Genomic DNA, 20,801 nt, shown 5'->3' on the forward strand with positions numbered 1-20,801 from the left:
AAAGAGCGCTACAAGTAACGCTGCAGTCGGTTCGCCCGTGGATATCCCTGCCGACGCACTCACCGTGTGCGTCGACGACGGCCAGCCGACGCACTCAGCCGTCGTACGTGTCCGCGAGGTCATCGAGCCGCGGGTGGCGCTCCACCGTGTGGGGCGCCGTCAGCGGTGAGACGCTGATGTCCCCGTCGACGATGGTGCGGCGGTCGGTACCGGGATCGTCGGGAATTTCGCCGCTCTGCATCTGCTGCCAGACCTGGTCCTGCAGCCGGATGCTCTCTCCGTCGAAGCTGGCGGTCATCGCGTAGAGTCTCGAGGGAGCCGTGACGATCATCTCCGGGTGGCCGTCCACATCCTCGACGGCGGGTGCGTTCACGTTGAGGTAGTCTGCAGTCTCGAAGACGCCCGATTCCAGGGCGTGCTCAGTGAGATACGCCGCCGCGTCGCAGGCGTCACGGTACGCCTCGGCTGGCGGGTTGATGTTCTCGAACTCTTCGTCAGGCGTGGAGGGGACGTACTGGGAGACCGCGATCGCGGGGACGTCGAAGAACGCCGCCTCGACGGCCGCAGAAACCGTTCCCGAGCGGCCCATCACGTAGGCGCCGAGATTGGCGCCCTTGTTACAGCCAGCGACGACGAGGTCGGCATCGGGGACCAGCGCCTCCAGGCCGGCGATGACACAGTCGACGGGGGTCCCCTCGACGGCGTACCCCAGTTCGTACTCGCGCACAGCCGCCTCGAAGGAGCGTGCGCGACCGACGGCGCTCTGGTTGGAGTAAGGTGCAACAGCGACCGGGTCGCCCACCTCCTCCAGCGCCTCGTAGAGCGCGCGGAACCCCGGGCTCTCGATGCCGTCGTCGTTCGTGACGAGAATGCGTGGCTCGCTCATGCCCGGAGATGGGCCGGAAACGCGGTTAAGCTGTTCGACTCGGGGCTACCGCTCGGGCGCGTACCGGTCGGCCTCACCGTCCAGGACCGTCGGGAGTGCGGCCAGTGAGTCGACGACGTAGTCCGGCGTCATCGCGGACCGGGCCAATCGCGCGTCGTCAGTGACGCCCGAGCGGACCAGCACGGTCGTCATCCCCGACGCTGCGCCGAGTGCGATGTCGGTGTCCAGCCGGTCACCGACGACGAGACAGGCCTCCGCGGGGACACCCAGGCGCTCCAGGGCCAGCTCGCGGGTGAGCGCATGGGGTTTGCCCAGGACCGCTGCTGGCTCCCGTTCAGCCACGTCAGCGACGGCGGCGATAATCGCACCGGACCCCGGCACATCACCCTCCGCAGCCGGGATCACTGCATCGGGATCGGTGCCCACGATCGGAACCGATTCCGCACGGATTACCCGTAGCGCCGCTGAGAGTGTGCCGTAGTCGAACTCGCGGTCGATAGAGACGACGGCGACATCCGCTGTCGTGGTCTGCGTCCCCGTCTCGGCCGCCTTCCCCGCGATATCGACGGCGAATCCGGCGTCGGTCAGCTGTTCGTGGAGGCCAGGCTCACCGACCAGATACACCCGATCCTCGGCATGGTTTCGCCGGAGGTACTCGACGGTCGTCGTCGCAGCCGTGAGGACCTCCTCCGCCGTGGCGTCGATGCCGGCGTTCCGGAGCTTCTGCGCGTAGGCTGCGGGCCGGCGGGTGGGGTTGTTGGAGACGAACAGCCGAGCGATCCCGCGGTCCGAAAGCGCGGCGATCCCCTCGTCGGCGCCCGGCAGCCGCTGTTCGCCCCTGACCACGGTGCCGTCGACGTCGAGTAGTGTCCCGCGGTACTCCATAGGTGTCACTGGCGCTCGGCAGTCGAAAAGGCGCCGGTACCGGACCGAGAGCGCCGTCTCCGGGCGCGGTTCACTCCACTTCGATGACGACTGCCTCGTCGGCTGAGTCCGCTTCGAACTCCTCGTCAGGCAGGACCTCCTCGAGCAGCAGTTCGACGTTCCACGTGTTCGCCTTGAACACTGCATCGAAGATTGGGCCGACCACTGGAAGCATTCCACCTGCAGTATCGATGGTCACGGTTGCGAGCATCCGCAGGAGCGTGGTGAACCGAACGCCAAGCCGAGCCGACTCGGCGACGATGTAGAGCGATATCGCCGTGCTCACCGCATCCCCGATGCCGGGGAGCGCACTCAGTAACGGGTCCACGCCGACGCGATACCCTGTTCCAGGCACCCGGAGAGACTCGTCGAGAACGTGCGCGACCCGACGGATACGCCGGACTGCCGCCTGGTCAACCGACTCGGGCAGTTCGTCCATGCCGATACCGTCGAACGCGGCCGCGACACCATCGCGGGACATGGGTCGATGTTACGACTCCCTGTTGGTAAACACACTGCCGGGAGTCGATCGCGGCCGACCCAGCTTCCGACGTCGCCGGTAGTTAAACCCAGGGCGGCCCTACCCGGACGTATGAGCCCGACACTCGACGTTGTCGACCGCTGGGACGGCGGGATTAGCTGGACGCTCGAAGAGGACTCGATGCACCGGACGAGCCACGCGCTCGGGACGGATGCGGGGGTCTGGATTATCGACCCCGTCGACGCGCCCGGACTGGATGACGAACTCGACGAACTCGGCGACGTCGCGGGTGTCACGCTGCTGTTGGACCGCCACAAACGCGATTCGGAGGTCGTGGCGCGGCGCCACGACGTCCCGGTATCGCTCCCGGCAGCGCTGGGACCGGTCGCCGACGAACTGGACGCCCAGGCCGAGCGCTACGCCGGGTCCCTCCCCGGCACCGAGTTCCGGACGGTTCGACTGACGAACAACCGGTTCTGGCGAGAGGTTGCCCTGTTCGACGCCGACCGTGGGACGCTCGTCGTGCCCGAGGCAGTCGGGACAAACGAGCTGTTCAGTACCAGCGACGAGCGCCTCGGCGTCCATCCGGTGCTGCGGCTGTTCCCGCCCCGGCAGGCCCTCGGTGGGCTGGAGCCGGAGCGGGTTCTGGTTGGGCACGGCCCCGGCGTTTTCGACGACGCCGCCGCGGCGCTCCGGTACGCGCTTGGGAACTCCCGCCGGAACGCGCCGAAGCTCTACGCCCAGGCGGCGCTGACCCCGTTCAAGTAAGCGTCACGAATTCGGGAATACAAAGCTACAAAAAGTTCAGCACTCCTACGTACTGGCAACGTGACTCGCCTGCAGCTGACCCATATCCAGATCGATAACTACGGCCCGTGGACCGTCGAGCCAGAGCCCCGTCGAGAGATGGACCTGCAGACGCTGCAGTCCCGGCTCTTTGCCGACCTCGCGCAGTTCATCGGCTCCCGGGATGGCTACGTGTTCTTCACCCGCTTTGACAACATGGTCGCGGTGACAAACGGCCTCGACCAGCAGGACCACGAACTGCTTCAGGAGTCCATCCGGAACCGCTACCCAATCACCATCAGCCTCGGCACCGCCGTGGACCCCGTCCCGGTGGAGGCGCTCGAAGGCGCGACAGAACAGGTCCAGGAGGCCGGCAGCGCCCAGGACCGAAGCCGTCAGGAGGTGCTCACCGGCAACTACCGCCCGCCGGAGGCAGGCGACGTGAGCATCGCACATTTCGACGTGAACGATGCGACCGGGAAGTACACCGACCGACTCAACGAGTTCGACTCGTTCATCCGCATCGAACAGTCCTACGCCAGCCTGATGCGTTACATGCGCGAGGAACACGGCGCACTCTCCTTCTTCGTCGGCGGCGACAACATCATCGCCGCCGTTCCGGGGATGACCGAAACGGAGTACGAGGCCGCCATCGATCACGTCAGCGACGACGTGGGCGTCGAACTCAAAGTCGGCGTCGGGCACGGACCGGTGCCGGCCGACGCGGGCATCGCTGCCAAACACGCACTGGAGGACTGCCGCTACGATGGCACCCGCGTGGAGTTCGACGGCGCTGACCACTGACCGGCGGGCATCGGTGGAGGGAGTCGACGCGCTGGCCGTCCTCGCCCCCAGGCTCGGGCACAGCTTTTCTCACGCTGAAGTTGCTTCGACAGGATATCGGGCAATATCGTGGTCGCCGCGAAGCACGTTCGACTCGATTTTCGGGATCGGCGCCAGATCGTCCTCGACGATGAGTTCGACGTTGGTCCGTGTCTCCCGAACGCGAACCTCGACCCGTGGTCCCCCCGTACCGCAGTGCTGCACGACGTTTTCCAGGAGTTCGACCACCGCGAGCGGCAGTTCGGCCGAGGCACGGGCCCGTGCTGACTCGACACCGAAAACCTCGATTGTTGCTTCGGGGTAGCTGGTTCGGAGCTGGCTCGCGCTCTCCTCGACGAGTGTGCGGAGTTCAATCTGTTCGAGGCCGCGCGAGCGGTCGTTGAGGAGACCGATGATCTCCCGTTGTTTCTCGGCGCTCTTGAGCAGGTCCTCGCGGCGCGTAAGTCAGCTGAACGTCCGGCGCACGTCGGCGATATCATCCGGATGGACACGTTCGAAGGCGGCCTCGCCGATGAGCTGGTCGGGTTCGAATCCCGGAATCCGTTCGGCCCCGGCGTTGACGGCGGTGACCTCCTCGTTTTCGTCGACGAGGGCGACCGTGTCCTGCGCGTGGTCGAGCAGGATTCCGGGGGTCGCTAACCGTGGCATTTAGTTACAGAACGGGAATATAATATAAAAAGACTGTGGCTATCTGGGTTAATCTATCAGTTCGCCGGAATACAACGCCGCATCGATGGATCGTCGCCCCTCAGGGGGCGCCCACGAGCGCGAAGACGGCAGGTTGAACAGGCTTCTCCTCGAAGGCCCGGTATGTGCAGTAGTGAAGAAACTCTAGGATCGCGGACGGGAACCAGTGGGCGACGAGCGCTGAAGATACCGGCTCCCTCACCGAGGTGGGATGGATGACCAACTATCACGTCGTGATGGAGGCAGCGTGGCTCGTGCGAGACGTCGAACAGATCGACGACGCCATCGGCGTCGCGGTCAGTGAGTCCGGCCGCCGTCTCAACGAGGCGGACAAGGAGTACGTCGACGTCGAGGTCGGCCTGACCGACTGCCCGGCGTGTGGCGAGCCGTTCGACTCAGCGTTCATCGCCGCCAGCACCGCCCTGGTGGGGCTGGTGCTCGAGATCGACATCTTCAACGCCGAGAACGAGGAGCACGCGAGCCGCATCGCGAAAAGCGAGGTCGGGGGGGCGCTCCGTGACGTGCCCCTCGAAGTCATCCACATCATCGAGGAGGAGGGCGACGACGAACAGTAAAGGCCTGTGTCGCGCTCCCGCCTCGCCCTCGCCGCTCTGCTGATTTTGGCGGGCTGTAGCAGCGTCGTGGCGACGGAGGAACTGGACCGCGGCTGGCTCAACGATGACCGAACGGGATATCGACGGTGCCCACCAGCCAGTCGCCGCTGAACGTCTCGACGAGACGGCGATGGTCGTGACACCGGTCAGTGGGTACGCGCCGACTGACGACCAGGCTACGGACGGCCACGCCCACAGCCACGCGGTCGGCTGTGCGCTCGTCGGCCTCCAGGTGATGATTGCGGGGTCCAGTGGACCAGCCCGTGACGGAGGAGAACTGCTGCATCCACGCCGTCGCCGACCCGTCAATCGCGGATGTGAACGGAGACGGACGTCCGGAGATCATTACCGCGACAACCGAGGCTCCGGTTCTGGGGACTGGCCCAATGTGTTACCGCGCGGAAGGGGGAGGTCGTCAGAGGGGAAAGCGCGGCGGCGCCACCACAGCGGGGACAAGAGCTCGGGTCGGCGTTTCATCCCCCGCGTTCGCTGGGACTGGAGCCAATAGCTGTCGCCGGTCGAAAGCACTTAGTAATTACCTCAGGTTATGTTTGGGTATGGACCTGCCGACGCCCGATGATCTGCGAAAGCGTCGCAACGAGGTTGGGTTGACCCAGTCAAAACTGGCCGAACGGGCCGACGTCTCCCAGCCCCTCATCGCGCGCGTCGAGAACGACGACGTGGATCCGCGGCTGTCGACGCTGCGCCGCATCGTCAACGCGCTCGACGCCGCCGAGGGCGAGGTGGTGCGGGCCGGCGACCTGATGCACGAGGACGTGGTCAACGTCAGCCCCGACCATTCGGTGAGCGAGGCTGTCGAACTGATGGACGAAGAGGCGTACTCACAGCTCCCGGTGATCCAGAACGGCGTCCCCGTCGGCTCGATCTCCCAATCCGACGTGATTCATGCCGGGGAGAACGTCGGCGAACTGTCCGTCGCCGAGGTGATGAGCGAGTCGTTCCCAACCGTCGCCGTCGACGCCACGGTCGACGAGATTCGGAACCTGCTCGACCACTACAAAGCCGTCATCGTCACCGAGGGCGGCGAGGCTGTCGGCATCATCACGGAGGCCGACATCGCGAGTCACCTCTCCTGAGCTGTCGCCGGCAGTTTTCACCGTCTTAGAGCTCCAGCCCACGAATCGCGATGCCATCCCCTTTCTCGACCCGCCCGATAACCCGACCGCCCGTTTGCTCAGCCAGCTCCTCGGCGTCCTGGGAGGCGAGCGCGGCGACGAACCCGGTACCCATGTTGAACGTGCGGTGCATCTCCTCCTCGGAGATATCACCCAGGTCCTGCACGAACTCGAACACCTCCTGGGCGGGGGAGGGGTCCTCGACGACGTAGCGGTGTTCGCCGAGCCGTTCGAGGTTGGTCCAGCCACCGCCGGTAACGTGTGCTGCGGCGCGAACGCCGTGCTCGCGCATCGGGGTGAGGAGTCCCGTATAGAGCTCCGTCGGCTCCAGGAGGGCGTGGCCGACCGTCTCGTACTGTTCGCCGGGATAGGCGTCCGTGTACTCGTACTCGCGGGTGACGGCCTCACGAGCCAGGGTAAGACCGTTGGAGTGGATGCCGGAGGAGGGCCAGCCGACCAGCGCGTCACCGGCCTCGGCGCTCCCCTCGAAGACGGCCTCCTTTTTCACCAGCCCCGCACAGGTGCCCGCGAGGTCGAGACCGCGGACTACCTCCGGCATAACGGCAGTTTCGCCGCCGACGAGCTGGATGTTGGCCGCCTCGGCGCCCGCCGCTAACCCCTCGCCGATCTGTTCGGCGAACGTCTCGTCAGGCTCGTCGACAGCGAGATAATCGACGAACGCGACGGGGCGGACGCCAGCTGCGACGAGATCGTTAGCGTTCATCGCGATGCAGTCGATCCCGACCGTGGAGTAATCTTCGAGCGCCTCGGCGACGAGGAGCTTCGTCCCCACGCCGTCGGTCGCCAGTGCGAGATAGCGGTCGCCGATATCCAGCAGCCCCGCGTAGTCGCTGTCGGTCCCCTCGCCCGCGGCGCCCGCGGCGCCCACGAGCGCCGCCGTCGCCGCCTCGCTCTCGTCGATATCAACGCCAGCATCGGCGTACGTCAGCCCCTCCTCGGAGTCCTCGGTCATAGCTGAACCGGCGGGACAACAGGGCAAAAGCCCACCGCTCCACGGGTGGGGATGGGCGGTCAGAAGCCGATGCGGAAGACGAAGACGACGACGACCGTCACGGCTGCGGTGGGGAGAAAGAGCGCGAACCAGATCAGCTTGCTCCAGTCGAGCACGGTGCTCCCGTCGAGCGGGCCGAGCGGCACGAGATTGAACGCTGCGAGGAAGAGGTTCACCGCGAGCCCGCGAGAGCCCACGAGCGCGACGAGTTCCAGGTTCAGGACACTCCCGAGGACCAGCGCAGGGACGAACAGCGCGGCGAGCACGAGGTTCACGGCCGGGCCTGCCAGCGCGACGAGACCGTGTTGGCGGTCAGTCAGCGGTCCGCGGTGGTGGACCGCCCCCGGCGCGGCAAAGAGAAAGCCGAGGAACGCGCTCATCACCGCGACGAACAGCATCCCGTAATCCGCGCGGAACACCGCGACGTTGTTGAACCGGACCGCCGACACCTTGTGGCCGAGTTCGTGGAAGAGAAACCCGATACCCGCGGTCACCAGCGAGACGACGAGGGCGATAATGAGGGTGCTCGGACCCGAGGAGAGCAGGCCGAGCGCACCTCCTGCGCCGCCGGCGAAAAAGACCATGAACGCGATGCCGAGCGCCAGCCAGGCGACCAACAGGTCCAGAAGCTCCCGAGAGGAGAACTGAAGCGAGACCGAGCGGGGGTGGGCAACGCGGCTCACGTCACCCACCTCACTACCGCCCGAGCACTGTTCTCGGCCCCTTCGACCATCAGCCGCGGGACGGCATCGACGCCGCCGACGCCGCTGAAGAACGCTGGCAGCACGTAGAGCGCGAAGAGGAACGATGCGACGAAGCTACCGACGTTGGTCATGCCGACGATCATGATGAGTTTGAACAGCGGCACGTTGAGCATGTCCGCGACGAGTTCGCCGATGGGGCGCTCCTCGTCGGAGAGCAGTTCGTTCAGCGTCGCGATATCGCTCACGCTGACGGTCGTGTAGCGCAGTTCGACGTAGCCCGCGAACCAGCCCGGTGCGAGCAAGGGGTTGATCGAGGTGAGCCACGCGATCGAGCCACCCACGAGCGCCGAGGGCCAGGTCGCGCCCGCCAGCCGAGCCAGCCCGGCGGCGAACAGCCCGTTGATGAGGAACCACGCGGCGAACAGCTTCAGCAGGAACGCGTTGCCGACGCCGGCCATCGCCAGCAGGACGAAGAAGGCGACGAAGGCGACGGTGATTCCGACAGCGATGAGCTTGCCCCAGGGGACGAGGCTGCTCCCCTCCTCGCCAGTCAGCGAGGAGCGCGGCGGCAGCGTCCCGGGGGTCTCGAGATACGCCTCGATGCCGGCCTGGTGGCCCGCGCCGACGACGGCGACGACGTCGTTCCCCTGTCGGCGGAGGTCGATCAGGTTGTGCGCGATGAAGGCGTCACGCTCGTCGATGAGCGCCTCGGCGCCGCCGGGCGAGAACTCCCGAAACTCCTCCATCATCGCCGTCACCACGTCCGTGTCCGTGAGCTCGTCGGGGTCGAACTCCTCGAACTCCTCCTCTGCGTGCTCCCCGGTACCGGTGAGGCTCATCACGCCGGCGGCGACGAGACCGACGACCAGCCCGGCTGTGACGCCGAGCGTCATCGAGCCCATAGCGGTGACCGCGAAGTCGCCGAGATACTGCGTCACCAGCGGGTCGGTGAGGCCGAGGCCGGTACCGCCGACGAGGCCGATCGCGACACCGCCGCCCGCGGCGACGGCCATCGCCGCGACGTCGTCGGCCATCGTCCGGAGTGCGAGTTCCGAGAGAACGTAGCCCGAGACGAGTGTGAGCAGCGCGCCGCCGGTGAGCCGGACCAGCAGGGGCTGGGTGACGCCGAGGGCGCCGCCGAAGACGCCGACCAGCGGCCCGACGAAGACGCCGACAAGCAGGCCGAACACGACGCCAGCGATACGCGGGTCGGTCACGCCGAACGCGAGTGAGCCGACGACACGCAGTTTCTCGAGCAGCGTCATGCGCTTCCAGAACCGGCGGATGGTCTCCTGGATGTCTCGGTCGACCAGCGCGACGGGGGTTCCCAGATCCTCGGCCGTCTCGACGGCGGCCAGCAGTTCGGCGCCGGGCTGGATGTCGAACTTGTCGCCCATCCGGGCCTGGACGTACGAGAGCATCCAGTAGGCGAGGAACTGGAAGACGGTATTGCCCTGGAGCAGGTCGCCCGCCTCCAGGTCCTCCGGTTCTTCTCCCCGCATCTGGCGGTGGCGCCCCTCGTCCAACTCGACGGCGACAGTGTCCGGGCGCTCCTCCTCGATGGTCTCCTCGACTTCCCGGACGCTCTCGGCGGAGACGTGCGCGGTTCCGACGACGCGCACGCTGCCCTCCGATTCGCTCATTACTACGGGTTCGTCGCCGCCCGGCCTTTACCGTGACGAACCGCTCGTCACAGACCTTCCGTGAGGACCCGCTCGCCACGACCAGCCAGGAGCTGGGATACCGGTTCTCCACGGAGTGTCGCACTCGTCACTGACGGAGGGGTTTGCCCGACAGAGCCGCGCAGGGTCCGTTACTCTCGGGCTCCCGTTAATGTGCCTTGGTACCAATGCAGAACTGTCAGGTTGTAGAAAAACGCAATACAGGATGTAGCCAAGAAATTGAACCAAGAACTGGCTACACGCAGGAGGACCAAGAATCTCTGGCCAAAACGTTCGACTGATCGAAGAACCCACCCCGAACTCCACCCGACGACGGATGAGCGAGGCACACCCATCTCGCTCTCTGTGATGCCCCTTGCCCGGGAGGCATCAACAGTCCGGACCCACACCGGACTGGTTTTCTCATACTGCCGGACAGAAGTCAATACAGAGTTGCTCACCAGTCTCTGGCTCTCACACGAGCTGACGGCCGATTCACGGCGAGTGATAATTGTATCGTTCTGTCCGGCAGTATCAGCACCGACAGCTGCAACCTCTGTTACCTGCGAAAAATGGCGGATCCAGGCCAATGCTGGCTGAAGAACGTTCCTACGAAAAACTGGTTCCGTGACGGACAGCTCGCCAGGAATCTCGAGGGGGGCTTCAACGAGACAGGGTTAGAAGCGATGGCAGAGGAACTCCCCACGGAACGAACATTCGTCGCGGTCGAGGACGACTTCTCACAGTGAAGACGCTCGCCAATACAGTAGATGATGAAACGTACGAGAGGACGAGACAGTTCTACGAAAAAGAAAGGTTTCTCCACATCGAAACGATCGACCAGTATCCCGACTGGGAGCCGGGAAATCCCTGTGCAATCTACGCCAAACCGATAACGGACGGCGAGTACTGAACCATCAGTGACGAGTGGCGGATACGCCGGCGATTCTGATTGAAAAACGATTCTCCCCCCGGGGACCGTGAGGCTCCGCTCTTCAGCGCTGTTCGTGTGTCGGAACTCTCCCGTCCGGCCTACCCGTCCCACCCGAACCGTTTTCTCCCAGCGCCGGCGCTCTTCGCCATGTTCCGGAACCGCTCCGCCCTCGCTCGCACGCCGGCCCACGAGGTAGGACTGGACTGTCTCGCTGCCGGCATCCGCGGCGCCGACCCAGAACGCGCGACTGCGGACGCCCTCACCCGGGACAGCGCCCGCCTCAGCGTCACGACGGCCGGGAACGAGACAACGCTCGACCTGGACCGCTTCGACCACATCCTCGTTCTCGGCGGCGGCAAAGCCGCGGCTGGCGTCGTCCACGCACTGGCTACCTGCCTCGGCGACGACATCGAGGACGGCCTCATTATCGTGCCAGAGGGAACGCAGGAGACTGGCAACCCCCTCAGTGCGGTCGAGATCGCGGCGGGTGGTCATCCGGTGCCGAGCGAGGCCGGCGCCACGGCAACTGACCGGCTGCTCGAACTCGCAGAATCAGCCGACGAGCGGACGCTCGTGTTCGCAGTCATCACGGGGGGTGGGTCCGCACTGCTCGCCGCCCCCGCTGGCGACCTCACTGTCGATGATCTGCAACGGGTCACCCGTGGGCTGCTCGACGCCGGTGCCGATATCGAGGCCATCAACGCCGTTCGAAAGCACTGCTCGCGAGTGAAAGGCGGGCGGCTCGCAGCCGCCTGCGACCCAGCACGGGTCGTCGGCCTGGCAGTAAGCGATGTCGTCGGCGACCCGCTCTCGGTCATCGCCTCCGGGCCAACGGCGCCGGACGAGACGAGCTACGCTGACGCGCTCGCGGTGCTCGACCGCTACGGCGTTCGCGCGTCGCGGGTCCGAGACCATCTCGAACGCGGTGCAGCCGGCGAGTTCGCGGACTCACCCGACCCAGGAGCGCCCGTCTTCGAGCGCGTGCGCAACCACGTCGTCGCCTCGAATCGGACCGCGATCGACGCCGCAGCCGCGGCCGCCGAGGAGCGCGGCTTCACGACCTGTCCCCTCTCCTCGCGAGTCCGGGGGGAGGCCAGCGCGGCAGCGCCGACCCACGTCGCTATCGCCGCGGAGGCAGCGGATTCGGGCGATCCGGTCGAGCCCCCGGCGGTGATTCTCTCGGGTGGCGAAACGACAGTCGACGTTGGTCGCGGAACTGGAACTGCGGAACCGGGGACGGGCGGCCCGAACCTGGAGTTCGGGCTCGCGGCGGCGATCGAACTGAATGAGACGGCAAGTGAGGCGGGAGCTGCGAGGCGACCCGTCATCGCCGCCGTGGACACTGACGGCCACGACGGGTCGACTGACGCGGCAGGTGCGCTGGTCGATGCAGCGACCATCGACGACGGTGGCCGCGCCCAAGACGCGCTTGCGCGTCACAACTCGCTTGGCTATCTGGATGCACGGAACGCCGCACTCAGAACCGGCCCAACCGGGACGAACGTCAACGATCTACGGGTGTTGGTTGTTCCGGAACGGGACTTTACTCGATCAGAGGACGCCGCTGAGAGAGGGGAAGAGTTTCACGAGTCCGCGTGAAAGGCTTCCGGCATGGCGAAGCTCCTCCCCTCCATGTCGGACCCCGACCCGGAGACCGAGCCGCGGGTCATCGGCGTCGACAGTGACGAGGCCGGTGAGACGCTCGCGGCGCTCTCCTCCGAAACTGCTCGGAAGATGCTGCAGGCGCTCCACGACGAGCCGGACACCCCATCCGGTCTCGCCGACCGTCTCGATCTGACACTGCAGAACGTGCAGTATCACGTCGGAAATCTCGCGGATGCGGGCCTCATCGACGTTGTCGACACCGTCTACTCGGAGAAAGGGCGCGAGATGAAGGTGTACGGACCGGCCGACGGACCACTCGTCGTCTACGCTGGGCAGGAGTCCGAGGCCACGGGACTCCGAGAAGCGCTGAAACGGCTCGTCGGCGGCCTCGCGGTGCTCGGCCTCGTGAGCCTGCTCGTCCAGGCGTGGCTCGGGGAACTCTCGCTTCCGTTCGCACAGACGGGGGGCGGGGGCGACGGGGCCGAGGTACAGACGACGCAGGACGCCGCCGCCTACACCGCCGAAAGCGCTGCCGGCCTCCCGCCGGGGCTACTGTTCTTCCTCGGCGGACTGGTCGTCCTGCTGGGTATCACCGCTGTCTGGTGGTGGCAGCGCGAAACCTGACCGAACGGTACTGAGGCGAGCTTAGAGATACGGCGGTCGCTCGGGTCCGTCATCGTCCTCGTCCTCGTCGTCGCCCGCCCCGCTTGTTTCCTCCTCGCTATCCGCGGGGTCGGCGTCAGTGACCGCTTCCCCTGACTCTCCGTCCTCGGCCGTCCCAGCACCGTTCGTCAGGGCTGCCGAGCCTTTCGCACTGTCCGCACCGACTGCGGGGTTGTCTGGGGCGTCGGAGCCGCCGTCACTCGCTCCCTGGGCGCCGGCTATCGGCGCACTGCTCGTGGGGGAGGTCGCTCCCTCCGGATAGCCGTCAACCGGCTCAGCGGTCGTATCCGCCACGTCCTCGACAGTAGCAGGCGAGTCGTTGCCGCCGTCGGCAGCGGCGGACAGATCCGCCGCGCCGTCGCCGTCACTCGGCCCGGAGTCCTCGCCCAGCATCGAATCGCCGGCCATAGTGGGGTCGTAGGCGAACAGCGCCGTCACCGCCAGAACACCCAGTGCGACAGGCTGTTCGGTCGGGAGCAGCCCCAGCACCTCCAGAGCGAGCATGCCGAGGGCAACGGCGCTCCCGAACCGGAACCGGTCGATATCGACCGCACCGCGCAGCTGCGGGGCCGCGAGCGCGACGCCGAGCGCGAACGCGATGCCGGTCCCAGCCGCAGCGGCGGCGGCGAACAGCGTCGCTGGCTCGGCGCTAACGACCAGTTCGGCGTTCGATGGCTGGAAGCTGGCGATGAGTCCGAGACCGATGATGGCGCCGGGCCTCGGGAGATACTCGCCGACCTCCGCGCTCGCGGTTTTGGCGGCGATGGCGAGGATGACCAGGCCGGCAAAGCGGTGGAACACCTCGAAACTGAGTACCGAGCGAAGTGTCTCCGCGAACGCTGCCTCGACGACGGCGACGGGGATGAGCACGGCTCCGAGGAGCAGGACTGAGGTGGCTTTCTCTCGCCGGGAGCCCTCCATCTCGGCCAGAATCACCGCGACCGTGGCGGACCCGCCGAAGATGAGCAGCCCGGTCTGGAGAATGCCCCAGGGGTAGGTGAGTGCCTGCGCGATGACCAGCGCGGGGAAGATCCCGTCGACGAGTGGGAGCCCCATGACGGTCGCCAGCAGCTTCGTGGCGCCGCCGACGCGCTGCTCCAGGCGAAGCGCTATCGGATGGTTTGAGACACTCATGTGCTAGCGGGCGGCCTCACCCGTGGCCGGACGGTAGTGGTCTCCCGGGTCGGGTCTCCCCGACCCGCTCCGTTGATGGGCCGGGACGGCCTGTCGAGACGTGGAGAGCCACGAAATGGGTGTAAACGAACGTCGAAAGAGTGTTACACACATCGATTTCGAGAGGTCGGCGGCACGGCTTCGCTGCTGGCCGACGGTGCACGATGTGGATTCGACGTCCATGCTCCATTTTATCGGAGAGAGCAAGATAAACGTTGTGTGAGAGGAAGACCCATAACCAGTGGCGTGTTTTCGGGAATATCGGTCAGCTGCCAACGGAACGTAGCTGTTGGCAGAGAAAACTGAAAATACGTCAGATTTTGCCGTCCCAACGTGAAAATTCAGATACAAGAACGCGCGAGGTGGTTCCTCGCTGCAGAGACGGGCGTGAGAGCCTGGAACTCATACTGAGACGAGTCACACGTTTGGCGGACTCGGAACGTTTTTGAGGCGAGCGTCGCCACCCTATACATGGCGAAGAACGACGCGGAGCCTTTCTCGGAGAAGCTGCGAGTGCCGAATGCGTTGACGTTCGACGACGTGCTGCTCCGCCCGATGGAGAGTCGAGTCGAACCCGACGCGGCCGACGTCTCGACCCGGGTGTCGAAACACGTCGAACTGAACATCCCTATCCTCTCGGCGGCGATGGACACCGTCACCGAGGCCGAGATGGCCATCGGGATGGCCCGCGAGGGCGGACTTGGCGTGCTCCATCGCAACATGAACGAAGAGCAGATGGTCGCCTCCATCGGACGGGTCAAGCGCGCCGACGAACTCGTCATCAGCCGGGAGAACGTCGTCACGGCCTCCCCTGGGCAGTCCATCAGCGAGGTCGACGAGATGATGGAGCGCGAGGGCGTCTCCGGTGCACCTGTCGTCGACGATGACGACACCGTACTGGGGATCATCTCCGGGACGGACATCCGCCCGTATCTGGAGGTCGGCGAGAGCGACGATGTGCGCGAGGCGATGACCGACGAGGTCATCACCGCCTCCGAAGATGTGGGCGCGCGCGAGGCGCTCGAACTGATGTACGATCACAAAATCGAACGGGTCCCGATCGTCTCGGAGGGGAGAGGCGCCGGGAAACTAGTCGGCCTGGTCACGATGCAGGGCATCCTCCAGCGACGCCAACACGAAGACGCCGTGCGCGACGAGAACGACCGCCTGCGCGTCGGGGCCGCTGTCGGCCCGTTCGAGGAGGAGCGCGCCGTCGCTGCCGACGAGGCCGACGTAGACGTGGTGTTCATCGACTGCGCTCACGCGCACAACCTGAACGTACTCGACTCCGCCCGCGCAATCTCCGAGACGGTCGAGGCCGATATCGTCGTTGGCAACGTCGGCACACGAGAGGCCGCTGAGGCAGCGGTCGACTTCGCGGACGGGCTGAAAGTCGGTATCGGACCGGGGAGCATCTGCACGACGCGCATCGTCAGCGGCGCGGGGATGCCCCAGATCACCGCCGTCGCCGAGGTCGCCGACGTGGCGAGCCAGCACGACGTGCCGGTCATCGCCGACGGGGGGATTCGCTACTCCGGCGACGCCATCAAGGCCATCGCCGCGGGTGCCGACGCGGTCATGCTCGGCTCCTACTTCGCCGGCACCGAGGAGGCGCCGGGCCGGGTCGTCACGATGAACGGAAAAAAGTACAAACAGTACCGCGGGATGGGGAGCGTCGGCGCCATGCAGTCCGGTGGCGGCGAGCGCTACCTGAAAGAGGAGACCGACGAGGAGTTCGTGCCCGAGGGGGTCGAGGCCGCGACGCCGTTCAAGGGAACGCTCGCATCGGAGCTCCACCAGCTTGTCGGCGGGATGCAGTCCGGGATGGGCTACGTCGGCGCCGAGAGCATCCCCGAGTTCAAGCAGCGCGCGGAGTTCATCCGCGTCTCCGCAGCAGGTCAGACCGAGGGCCACCCCCACGACGTCGTCATCACCGACGAGGCGCCCAACTACAGCCCGAACGAGTAGCGCTCCTGGACGGCTTCGTCAGGTTACGACAACCACCTGATATTTCTGGGAAGGGGTATTTTGATATAGCCGGCCATCCGTGATGAGTTAGAGCTACTGTCTCGCTCTCCCAGATGAGTGACGATCTCCCTCTCGTGCTCGTGGTCGAGGACGAGTCAGACCTCGCAGATCTCTACGCCGCGTGGCTCCAACGCGGCTACCGCGTTCGAACCGCCTACGGCGGCCACGAGGCGCTCGAACAGCTCGACGAGGAGGTCGACGTGATCCTCCTTGACAGACGGATGCCCGGCCTCTCAGGCGACGAGGTGCTCGACACCGTGCGCGAACGCGGCATCGACTGCCGGGTCGCGATGGTCACCGCCGTCGAGCCAGATTTGGACATTCTGAATATGGGGTTCGACCAATACCTCGTCAAACCTGTCTCACGGGACGCGCTGCTGGAGACGGTAAGCAACCTCGAACTCCGCGGCGAGTACGATGCGGGCGTCCAGGAGCTGTTCTCACTCGCCTCGAAGAAGGCGCTGCTGGAGTCCGAGAAAACCGAGACCGAACTCGCCGAAAGCGAGGAGTATCAGGAGTTCGAGCACCGACTGGCCGAGCTCCGGGAGAAACTCGGCGCCACCATCGACACGATGGACGAACAGGGCGAGTTCGACTCGCTGTTCCGCGAATTCGAGGACGTCGAGGGTCCCTTCGAGGAGGAGTTCAACGAGGATAATCTGTTCGGCGGCGACGCCGAACCGAACGACGGCGAGGACCCCTTCGGCGGCGTACGGGAGGGGGAAGGGTCGGAATCCTCCGGCTTCTAACTGGCACTGTTTTCCACGTAACGCCCAGGTCAGAGCGCTGTTTCGTTCCCCACATCCGCCTCCAGTGCACGCTCGAACAGCGCCGAGGCTGCCGCGGCATCGAGCACGGCCGACCCGACCGAGGCGACGACGATGATATCCGACGCCGACGCTCTCTCAGCCTCCCCGTCGAACACCGCCGAGAGCGGGGTCACCGCCGACGCTTCGTGCTCGGGGAAATCACCCGTCTCGGCCACCTCCTCGGGAACGTCACCGAAGAGCTGAGCCGCCCTGTCCACGGTTTCGACGTCGATTTCACGCATCTCGGCAGTGTAGGCGCCGACGGCGACCACCAGTGTTCCGGCTGAGAGCGCCTCGCCAGGGAACACCGGTACCGTCGCCGTCGTCGCCGTCACGACCACTGCGGCATCGGTGACAGCCGTCCGAGCCGAGTCGACGGCCGTCGCATCGAAGCCCTCCGCGCGGAGGTCGGCAGCGCACGCCTCCCGTGACTCGCTCGGCGAGTAGATCCGAACCTCCTCGACCCCGCGTGCGGCTGCGATGGCTCGGACCTGCCAGCGTGCTTGCGTCCCGGCCCCGATGACGCCAACTCGAACCGGACCGTCGCCGGCGGCGAGATGGTCGGCGGAGAGCCCACCGATACACCCCGTTCTGGCGTTCGTCACCCGGGTCCCCGCGAGCATCGCCGCTGGCTCCCCCGTCCGGGCGTCTGTCAGGGCGATCTGTGCCTGCACTGTCGGCAGGCCACGATCCGCGTTCCCCTCGTGCACGCTGGCGAGTTTGGTCGCGTAATACTCGGCGCCGTGGATGTACGCCGGCATCGTCAGCCCGGTTCCGAGCGGTTCGTCGCCCTCCAACCCTGCGCCGACGGGGAAATGGGGTCGTTCGGGCCGCTCGACCTCGTCGCGGCCCTGCTTGCGGAACGCCTGTTCGACTACCGGGAGCAGCGAGTCGAGGTCGAGCACAGTCGCCACGTCGTCGTCAGAGAGTACGCGCATACGCCGACCAATGGCGCCCCGAAGAAAGCTCTTGTCAGGCTGCCGCTCGTGCCAGCGTTCAAATACGAGAGCGCGAGCATCGCCCCCATCGACTGACCAAAGCCGCGAGGGTGTCGAAGCGGGTGCGCGACGCGCCCCTCGCGGAGTCCGATGCGTCGCCTGTTCGCCATCCGTCGCCGGAACGGCCGGGCAGGTCCGGGAGCGGGACCGAGCCGGGTTGCGGCGAACAGCTGCGGCCAGCGCAACCGCTTTCCGCGTGGGGGTGAGAGAGCAACCCATGCGAGTCGTCGTCGTCGGCGGCGGAATCGTCGGGCTGTCGAGTGCCTACGCTCTCGCGGAACGAGGCGCCGAGGTCGTCGTCTGTGAGCGCGGGAGCCTGGGTGACGGGAGCACCTCGCGGGCGCTCGGCGGGATCCGAACCCAGTTCTCCACGCCGGTGAACGTCGAGCTATCGCTGGCGAGCCTGCCCGTCTGGGAGTCCTTCGAAGAACGATTCGGCGTCGATATCCAGCTCCGGCAGACGGGCTACCTGTTTCTCGCCCGCACGGAGGAGACTGCCGACCAGCTACAGCAGCAGGTCGCGATGCAGCGCGAACACGGCGCGGAGACGGCGCTACTCACAGCAACGGAGGCCACCGAAATCTGTGCTGGGGTCAACCCCGAGGCCGTCACCGCCGCGACGTACAACCCGCGGGACGGGTTCGCGGACCCGTACCTGGCGCTGCAGGGGTTCGCCGACGCGGTTCGCGAGGCTGGCGTCGACGTGCGGACGGGAACCTCAGTAACCGATATCCGGCTCTCCGATGGACAGGTCACCGGCGTCAGCGTAGCGGGCGATGGGGCACCCACAGGTGGCACGATCAGCGCCGATGCCGTAGTCAACGCCGGCGGCCCATGGGCAGCGAAGGTGGCCGACATGGCGGGGCTGGAGATCCCAGTCGAGCCACACCGCCGGCAGGCATTGGTCGTCGACCCCGAGCAGCCGGTGCCCGAGACCGATCCACTGACCATCGACCTGGAGACGGGGTCGCATTTCCGACCGGAACGGGACGGCGCCGCCGTCGTCGGCGGCTACTTCGCCGACGAGCCGGAGCGGGCGGAGCCCGAGCGCTTCACCGAGTCCTACGATATCGACTGGGCGATGGAGTGTCTCGAACGCGCCAGCGTCTACTGCGAGTACTTCGGCGAGGAGAGCCGTCTCAAGCGCGGCTGGGCCGGGCTCTACGCGGTGACGCCCGACCACCATCCGATTCTGGAGGAATCCGTCCCGGGGTTCGTACAGGCCGTTGGCTTCTCCGGCCACGGGTTCCAGCACGCGCCTGCAACCGGGCGAATCGTCGCGGAGCTCCTGCTCGACGGCGAGGCTTCCACAGTCGACGTGGAGGCGCTCTCGAGCGACCGGTTCGAAACTGGGGAGCTGCTCTACGAGCGCAACGTGGCCTGATTGGCAACCGGCCATCCCCACGGGGAGAGCCACACTCATACCGGCGCCGCCCGTCGGGGCTGTCGATGACCGACACCGAGGCGCTCAAGCAGCGAGTCAGGGAGTCCATCGACGACCACAGCGAGGAGATCACGTCGTTGGCTGCGTCCGTCCACGCCGAGCCGGAACTGGGCTACAAGGAGACGAAGACCACCGAGAAAGTCGCCGAGGAGCTCCGCGACCTCGGCCTGGAGGTCGAAACCGAACTCGCGGTCACCGGCGCTCGCGCGCGAGCCGAGGGCGATACCGAGGCCGACGACTTCGTCTTCGCGGTGCTGGGAGAGCTCGACGCACTCGTGAACCCGGGCCACCCCGCAGCGGACCCCACGACGGGCGCCTGTCACGCCTGTGGCCACGAGGCGCAGTTGGCGAACCTCGTGGGCACCGCCTACGGCCTCGTCGCGTCGGGCGTCGTCGAGGAACTCCCCGGCGCGGTGGAGTTCCTCGCAGTCCCCGCCGAGGAGTATCTGGACCTGGAGTACCGCCGCTCGTTGCTCGAGGAAGGGAAAATCGAGTTCTTCGGCGGGAAACAGGAGCTCATCAAGCGCGGCTACTTCGACGACGTGAACGCCGCAGCGATGGTGCACGCGGCCTCAGAGACGCCAGAGCGAGAGGTGAGCAGCAACTTCTCGTCGAACGGGTTCGTCGGGAAAACCGTCCAGTACGAGGGCCGCGAGTCCCACGCTGGCGGCGCACCCGAGGAAGGCATCAACGCGCTCAACGCGGCGATGACGGGGATGAACGCCGTCAACGCCAATCGAGAGACGTTCCCCGACGAGGAGCACGTCCGGGTCCACCCCATCGTGACAAAGGGCGGCGACGGCGTCAACGTCGTCCCTGCGGACGTGCAGATGGAGTCGTACGTCCGGGCCAAGAGCGTCGACGCTATCGAGGAGGCAAACGAGACGACGAACCGCGCGCTGGAGTCCGGCGCGATGGCCGTCGGCGCCAACGTCACCATCGATGATTTCCCGGGCTACCTGCCGCTCCGGACAGATCCGACACTCGTCGAGAGCTTCGACGATAACGCACTGGAGGTCATCGGCGAGGACGCGCTGTACGGCGAGCACCAGCACGTCACCGGCTCGACAGATATGGGCGACGTAACCCAGCTGGTTCCGGGCGTCCACCCGTGGACCGGTGGGTTCGAAGGCTCGGCGCACTCGACCGAGTTCGGCGTCGCCGACGAGGAGATGGCGTATCTCCTTCCAGCGAAGGTGACGGCGTCGCTGGTCGTCGACGTGCTCGCCGACCCCGAGAAACGGGCGGCGATTCGAGAGGCCAAGCGGGAGAAGCGCTCGACTGAGGAGTATCTGGAGACGGTTCGGGAGATGCGCCACACGCGCGAGGCCGAGTATATGGAAGAGCCAGCGGACGACGACCAGGACTGACGCGGAACGAGTTGGCGGGGTCGGCGACTCGCCGCGGCGACTT

At 66.3% G+C, this 20,801-nt stretch carries 20 protein-coding genes and 1 pseudogene; 11 read left to right on the plus strand and 10 right to left on the minus strand.

Going from position 1 to position 20,801, the window contains the following annotated elements; translation table 11 throughout:
- Positions 1–94: 94 nt before the first annotated feature.
- From surE to V5A38_RS07850, 3 genes are all read right to left on the minus strand, one after another.
- Positions 95–886 (minus strand): 5'/3'-nucleotidase SurE, encoded by a 792-nt coding sequence (gene surE / locus V5A38_RS07840; RefSeq protein ID WP_332325202.1) that lies wholly within the window; start codon positions 884–886, stop codon positions 95–97.
- A 45-nt stretch (positions 887–931) separates the two neighbouring features.
- Complete coding sequence (locus V5A38_RS07845; protein ID WP_332325203.1) at positions 932–1,771, minus strand: HAD-IIA family hydrolase; 840 nt, start codon at positions 1,769–1,771, stop codon at positions 932–934.
- A 70-nt stretch (positions 1,772–1,841) separates the two neighbouring features.
- Positions 1,842–2,291 carry a DUF4112 domain-containing protein gene (locus V5A38_RS07850; protein ID WP_332325204.1) on the minus strand — a complete coding sequence of 150 codons (450 nt, stop codon included), beginning with the start codon at positions 2,289–2,291 and terminating at the stop codon, positions 1,842–1,844.
- A gap of 111 nt (positions 2,292–2,402) precedes the next feature.
- Between V5A38_RS07850 and V5A38_RS07855 the strand changes: the two genes are divergently transcribed.
- Both V5A38_RS07855 and V5A38_RS07860 read left to right on the plus strand, forming a co-directional pair.
- Positions 2,403–3,059: a hypothetical protein gene (locus V5A38_RS07855; RefSeq protein ID WP_332325205.1), complete on the plus strand. Its 657-nt coding sequence runs from the start codon at positions 2,403–2,405 to the stop codon at positions 3,057–3,059.
- 60 nt (positions 3,060–3,119) lie between these two features.
- Complete coding sequence (locus tag V5A38_RS07860) at positions 3,120–3,881, plus strand: GTP cyclohydrolase III (protein ID WP_332325206.1); 762 nt, start codon at positions 3,120–3,122, stop codon at positions 3,879–3,881.
- A 483-nt stretch (positions 3,882–4,364) separates the two neighbouring features.
- Here the strand turns inward: V5A38_RS07860 and V5A38_RS07865 are convergent, their stop codons facing one another.
- On the minus strand, positions 4,365–4,568 hold the full coding sequence (locus V5A38_RS07865; protein ID WP_332325207.1) for a PAS domain-containing protein: 204 nt from the start codon (positions 4,566–4,568) through the stop codon (positions 4,365–4,367).
- 254 nt (positions 4,569–4,822) lie between these two features.
- On the opposite strand from V5A38_RS07865, the gene V5A38_RS07870 reads away from it, so the two are divergent.
- Complete coding sequence (locus tag V5A38_RS07870) at positions 4,823–5,182, plus strand: DUF555 domain-containing protein (RefSeq protein WP_332325208.1); 360 nt, start codon at positions 4,823–4,825, stop codon at positions 5,180–5,182.
- A 97-nt stretch (positions 5,183–5,279) separates the two neighbouring features.
- On the opposite strand, the gene V5A38_RS07875 is transcribed toward V5A38_RS07870, so the two are convergent.
- Positions 5,280–5,567 (minus strand): hypothetical protein, encoded by a 288-nt coding sequence (locus tag V5A38_RS07875; RefSeq protein ID WP_332325209.1) that lies wholly within the window; start codon positions 5,565–5,567, stop codon positions 5,280–5,282.
- A gap of 211 nt (positions 5,568–5,778) precedes the next feature.
- Between V5A38_RS07875 and V5A38_RS07880 the strand changes: the two genes are divergently transcribed.
- On the plus strand, positions 5,779–6,318 hold the full coding sequence (locus tag V5A38_RS07880) for a CBS domain-containing protein (protein WP_332325210.1): 540 nt from the start codon (positions 5,779–5,781) through the stop codon (positions 6,316–6,318).
- A 25-nt stretch (positions 6,319–6,343) separates the two neighbouring features.
- Here V5A38_RS07880 and purM read toward each other — a convergent pair whose 3' ends face one another.
- The 3 genes from purM to V5A38_RS07895 are packed head-to-tail and all read right to left on the minus strand — an operon-like array spanning position 6,344 to position 9,716.
- A complete protein-coding gene (gene purM / locus V5A38_RS07885; RefSeq protein ID WP_332325211.1) occupies positions 6,344–7,330 on the minus strand; it encodes a phosphoribosylformylglycinamidine cyclo-ligase in 987 nt (328 codons plus the stop codon).
- 59 nt (positions 7,331–7,389) lie between these two features.
- Positions 7,390–8,052 (minus strand): metalloprotease, encoded by a 663-nt coding sequence (locus V5A38_RS07890; RefSeq protein WP_345786277.1) that lies wholly within the window; start codon positions 8,050–8,052, stop codon positions 7,390–7,392.
- Positions 8,049–9,716 (minus strand): TraB/GumN family protein, encoded by a 1,668-nt coding sequence (locus tag V5A38_RS07895; RefSeq protein WP_332325213.1) that lies wholly within the window; start codon positions 9,714–9,716, stop codon positions 8,049–8,051. The genes V5A38_RS07890 and V5A38_RS07895 overlap by 4 nt, the downstream gene beginning before the upstream one ends.
- A gap of 763 nt (positions 9,717–10,479) precedes the next feature.
- Between V5A38_RS07895 and V5A38_RS07900 the strand changes: the two genes are divergently transcribed.
- From V5A38_RS07900 to V5A38_RS07910, 3 genes are all read left to right on the plus strand, one after another.
- Positions 10,480–10,647, plus strand: a complete 168-nt coding sequence (locus V5A38_RS07900) for a hypothetical protein (RefSeq protein ID WP_332325214.1) — start codon at positions 10,480–10,482, stop codon at positions 10,645–10,647.
- A gap of 168 nt (positions 10,648–10,815) precedes the next feature.
- A complete protein-coding gene (locus tag V5A38_RS07905; RefSeq protein ID WP_332325215.1) occupies positions 10,816–12,267 on the plus strand; it encodes a DUF4147 domain-containing protein in 1,452 nt (483 codons plus the stop codon).
- 12 nt (positions 12,268–12,279) lie between these two features.
- A complete protein-coding gene (locus tag V5A38_RS07910) occupies positions 12,280–12,897 on the plus strand; it encodes a winged helix-turn-helix domain-containing protein (protein ID WP_332325216.1) in 618 nt (205 codons plus the stop codon).
- Positions 12,898–12,918: 21 nt separating this feature from the next.
- Here V5A38_RS07910 and V5A38_RS07915 read toward each other — a convergent pair whose 3' ends face one another.
- A complete protein-coding gene (locus V5A38_RS07915) occupies positions 12,919–14,070 on the minus strand; it encodes a DUF5794 domain-containing protein (protein ID WP_332325217.1) in 1,152 nt (383 codons plus the stop codon).
- 510 nt (positions 14,071–14,580) lie between these two features.
- Here V5A38_RS07915 and guaB point away from each other — a divergent pair.
- A complete protein-coding gene (guaB, locus tag V5A38_RS07920; protein WP_332325218.1) occupies positions 14,581–16,077 on the plus strand; it encodes an IMP dehydrogenase in 1,497 nt (498 codons plus the stop codon).
- A 113-nt stretch (positions 16,078–16,190) separates the two neighbouring features.
- A pseudogene (locus V5A38_RS07925) lies at positions 16,191–16,748 on the plus strand (HalX domain-containing protein); the annotation flags it as partial.
- 167 nt (positions 16,749–16,915) lie between these two features.
- Here the strand turns inward: V5A38_RS07925 and V5A38_RS07930 are convergent.
- Positions 16,916–17,884, minus strand: a complete 969-nt coding sequence (locus V5A38_RS07930; RefSeq protein ID WP_332325220.1) for an ornithine cyclodeaminase family protein — start codon at positions 17,882–17,884, stop codon at positions 16,916–16,918.
- A gap of 277 nt (positions 17,885–18,161) precedes the next feature.
- Between V5A38_RS07930 and V5A38_RS07935 the strand changes: the two genes are divergently transcribed.
- Positions 18,162–19,328, plus strand: a complete 1,167-nt coding sequence (locus tag V5A38_RS07935) for an FAD-dependent oxidoreductase (protein WP_332325221.1) — start codon at positions 18,162–18,164, stop codon at positions 19,326–19,328.
- 65 nt (positions 19,329–19,393) lie between these two features.
- Complete coding sequence (locus tag V5A38_RS07940; RefSeq protein WP_332325222.1) at positions 19,394–20,758, plus strand: amidohydrolase; 1,365 nt, start codon at positions 19,394–19,396, stop codon at positions 20,756–20,758.
- Positions 20,759–20,801 lie beyond the last annotated feature (43 nt).

The sequence above is a fragment of the Halolamina sp. genome, from assembly GCF_036626355.1.
Classification (GTDB): Archaea; Halobacteriota; Halobacteria; order Halobacteriales; family Haloferacaceae; genus Halolamina.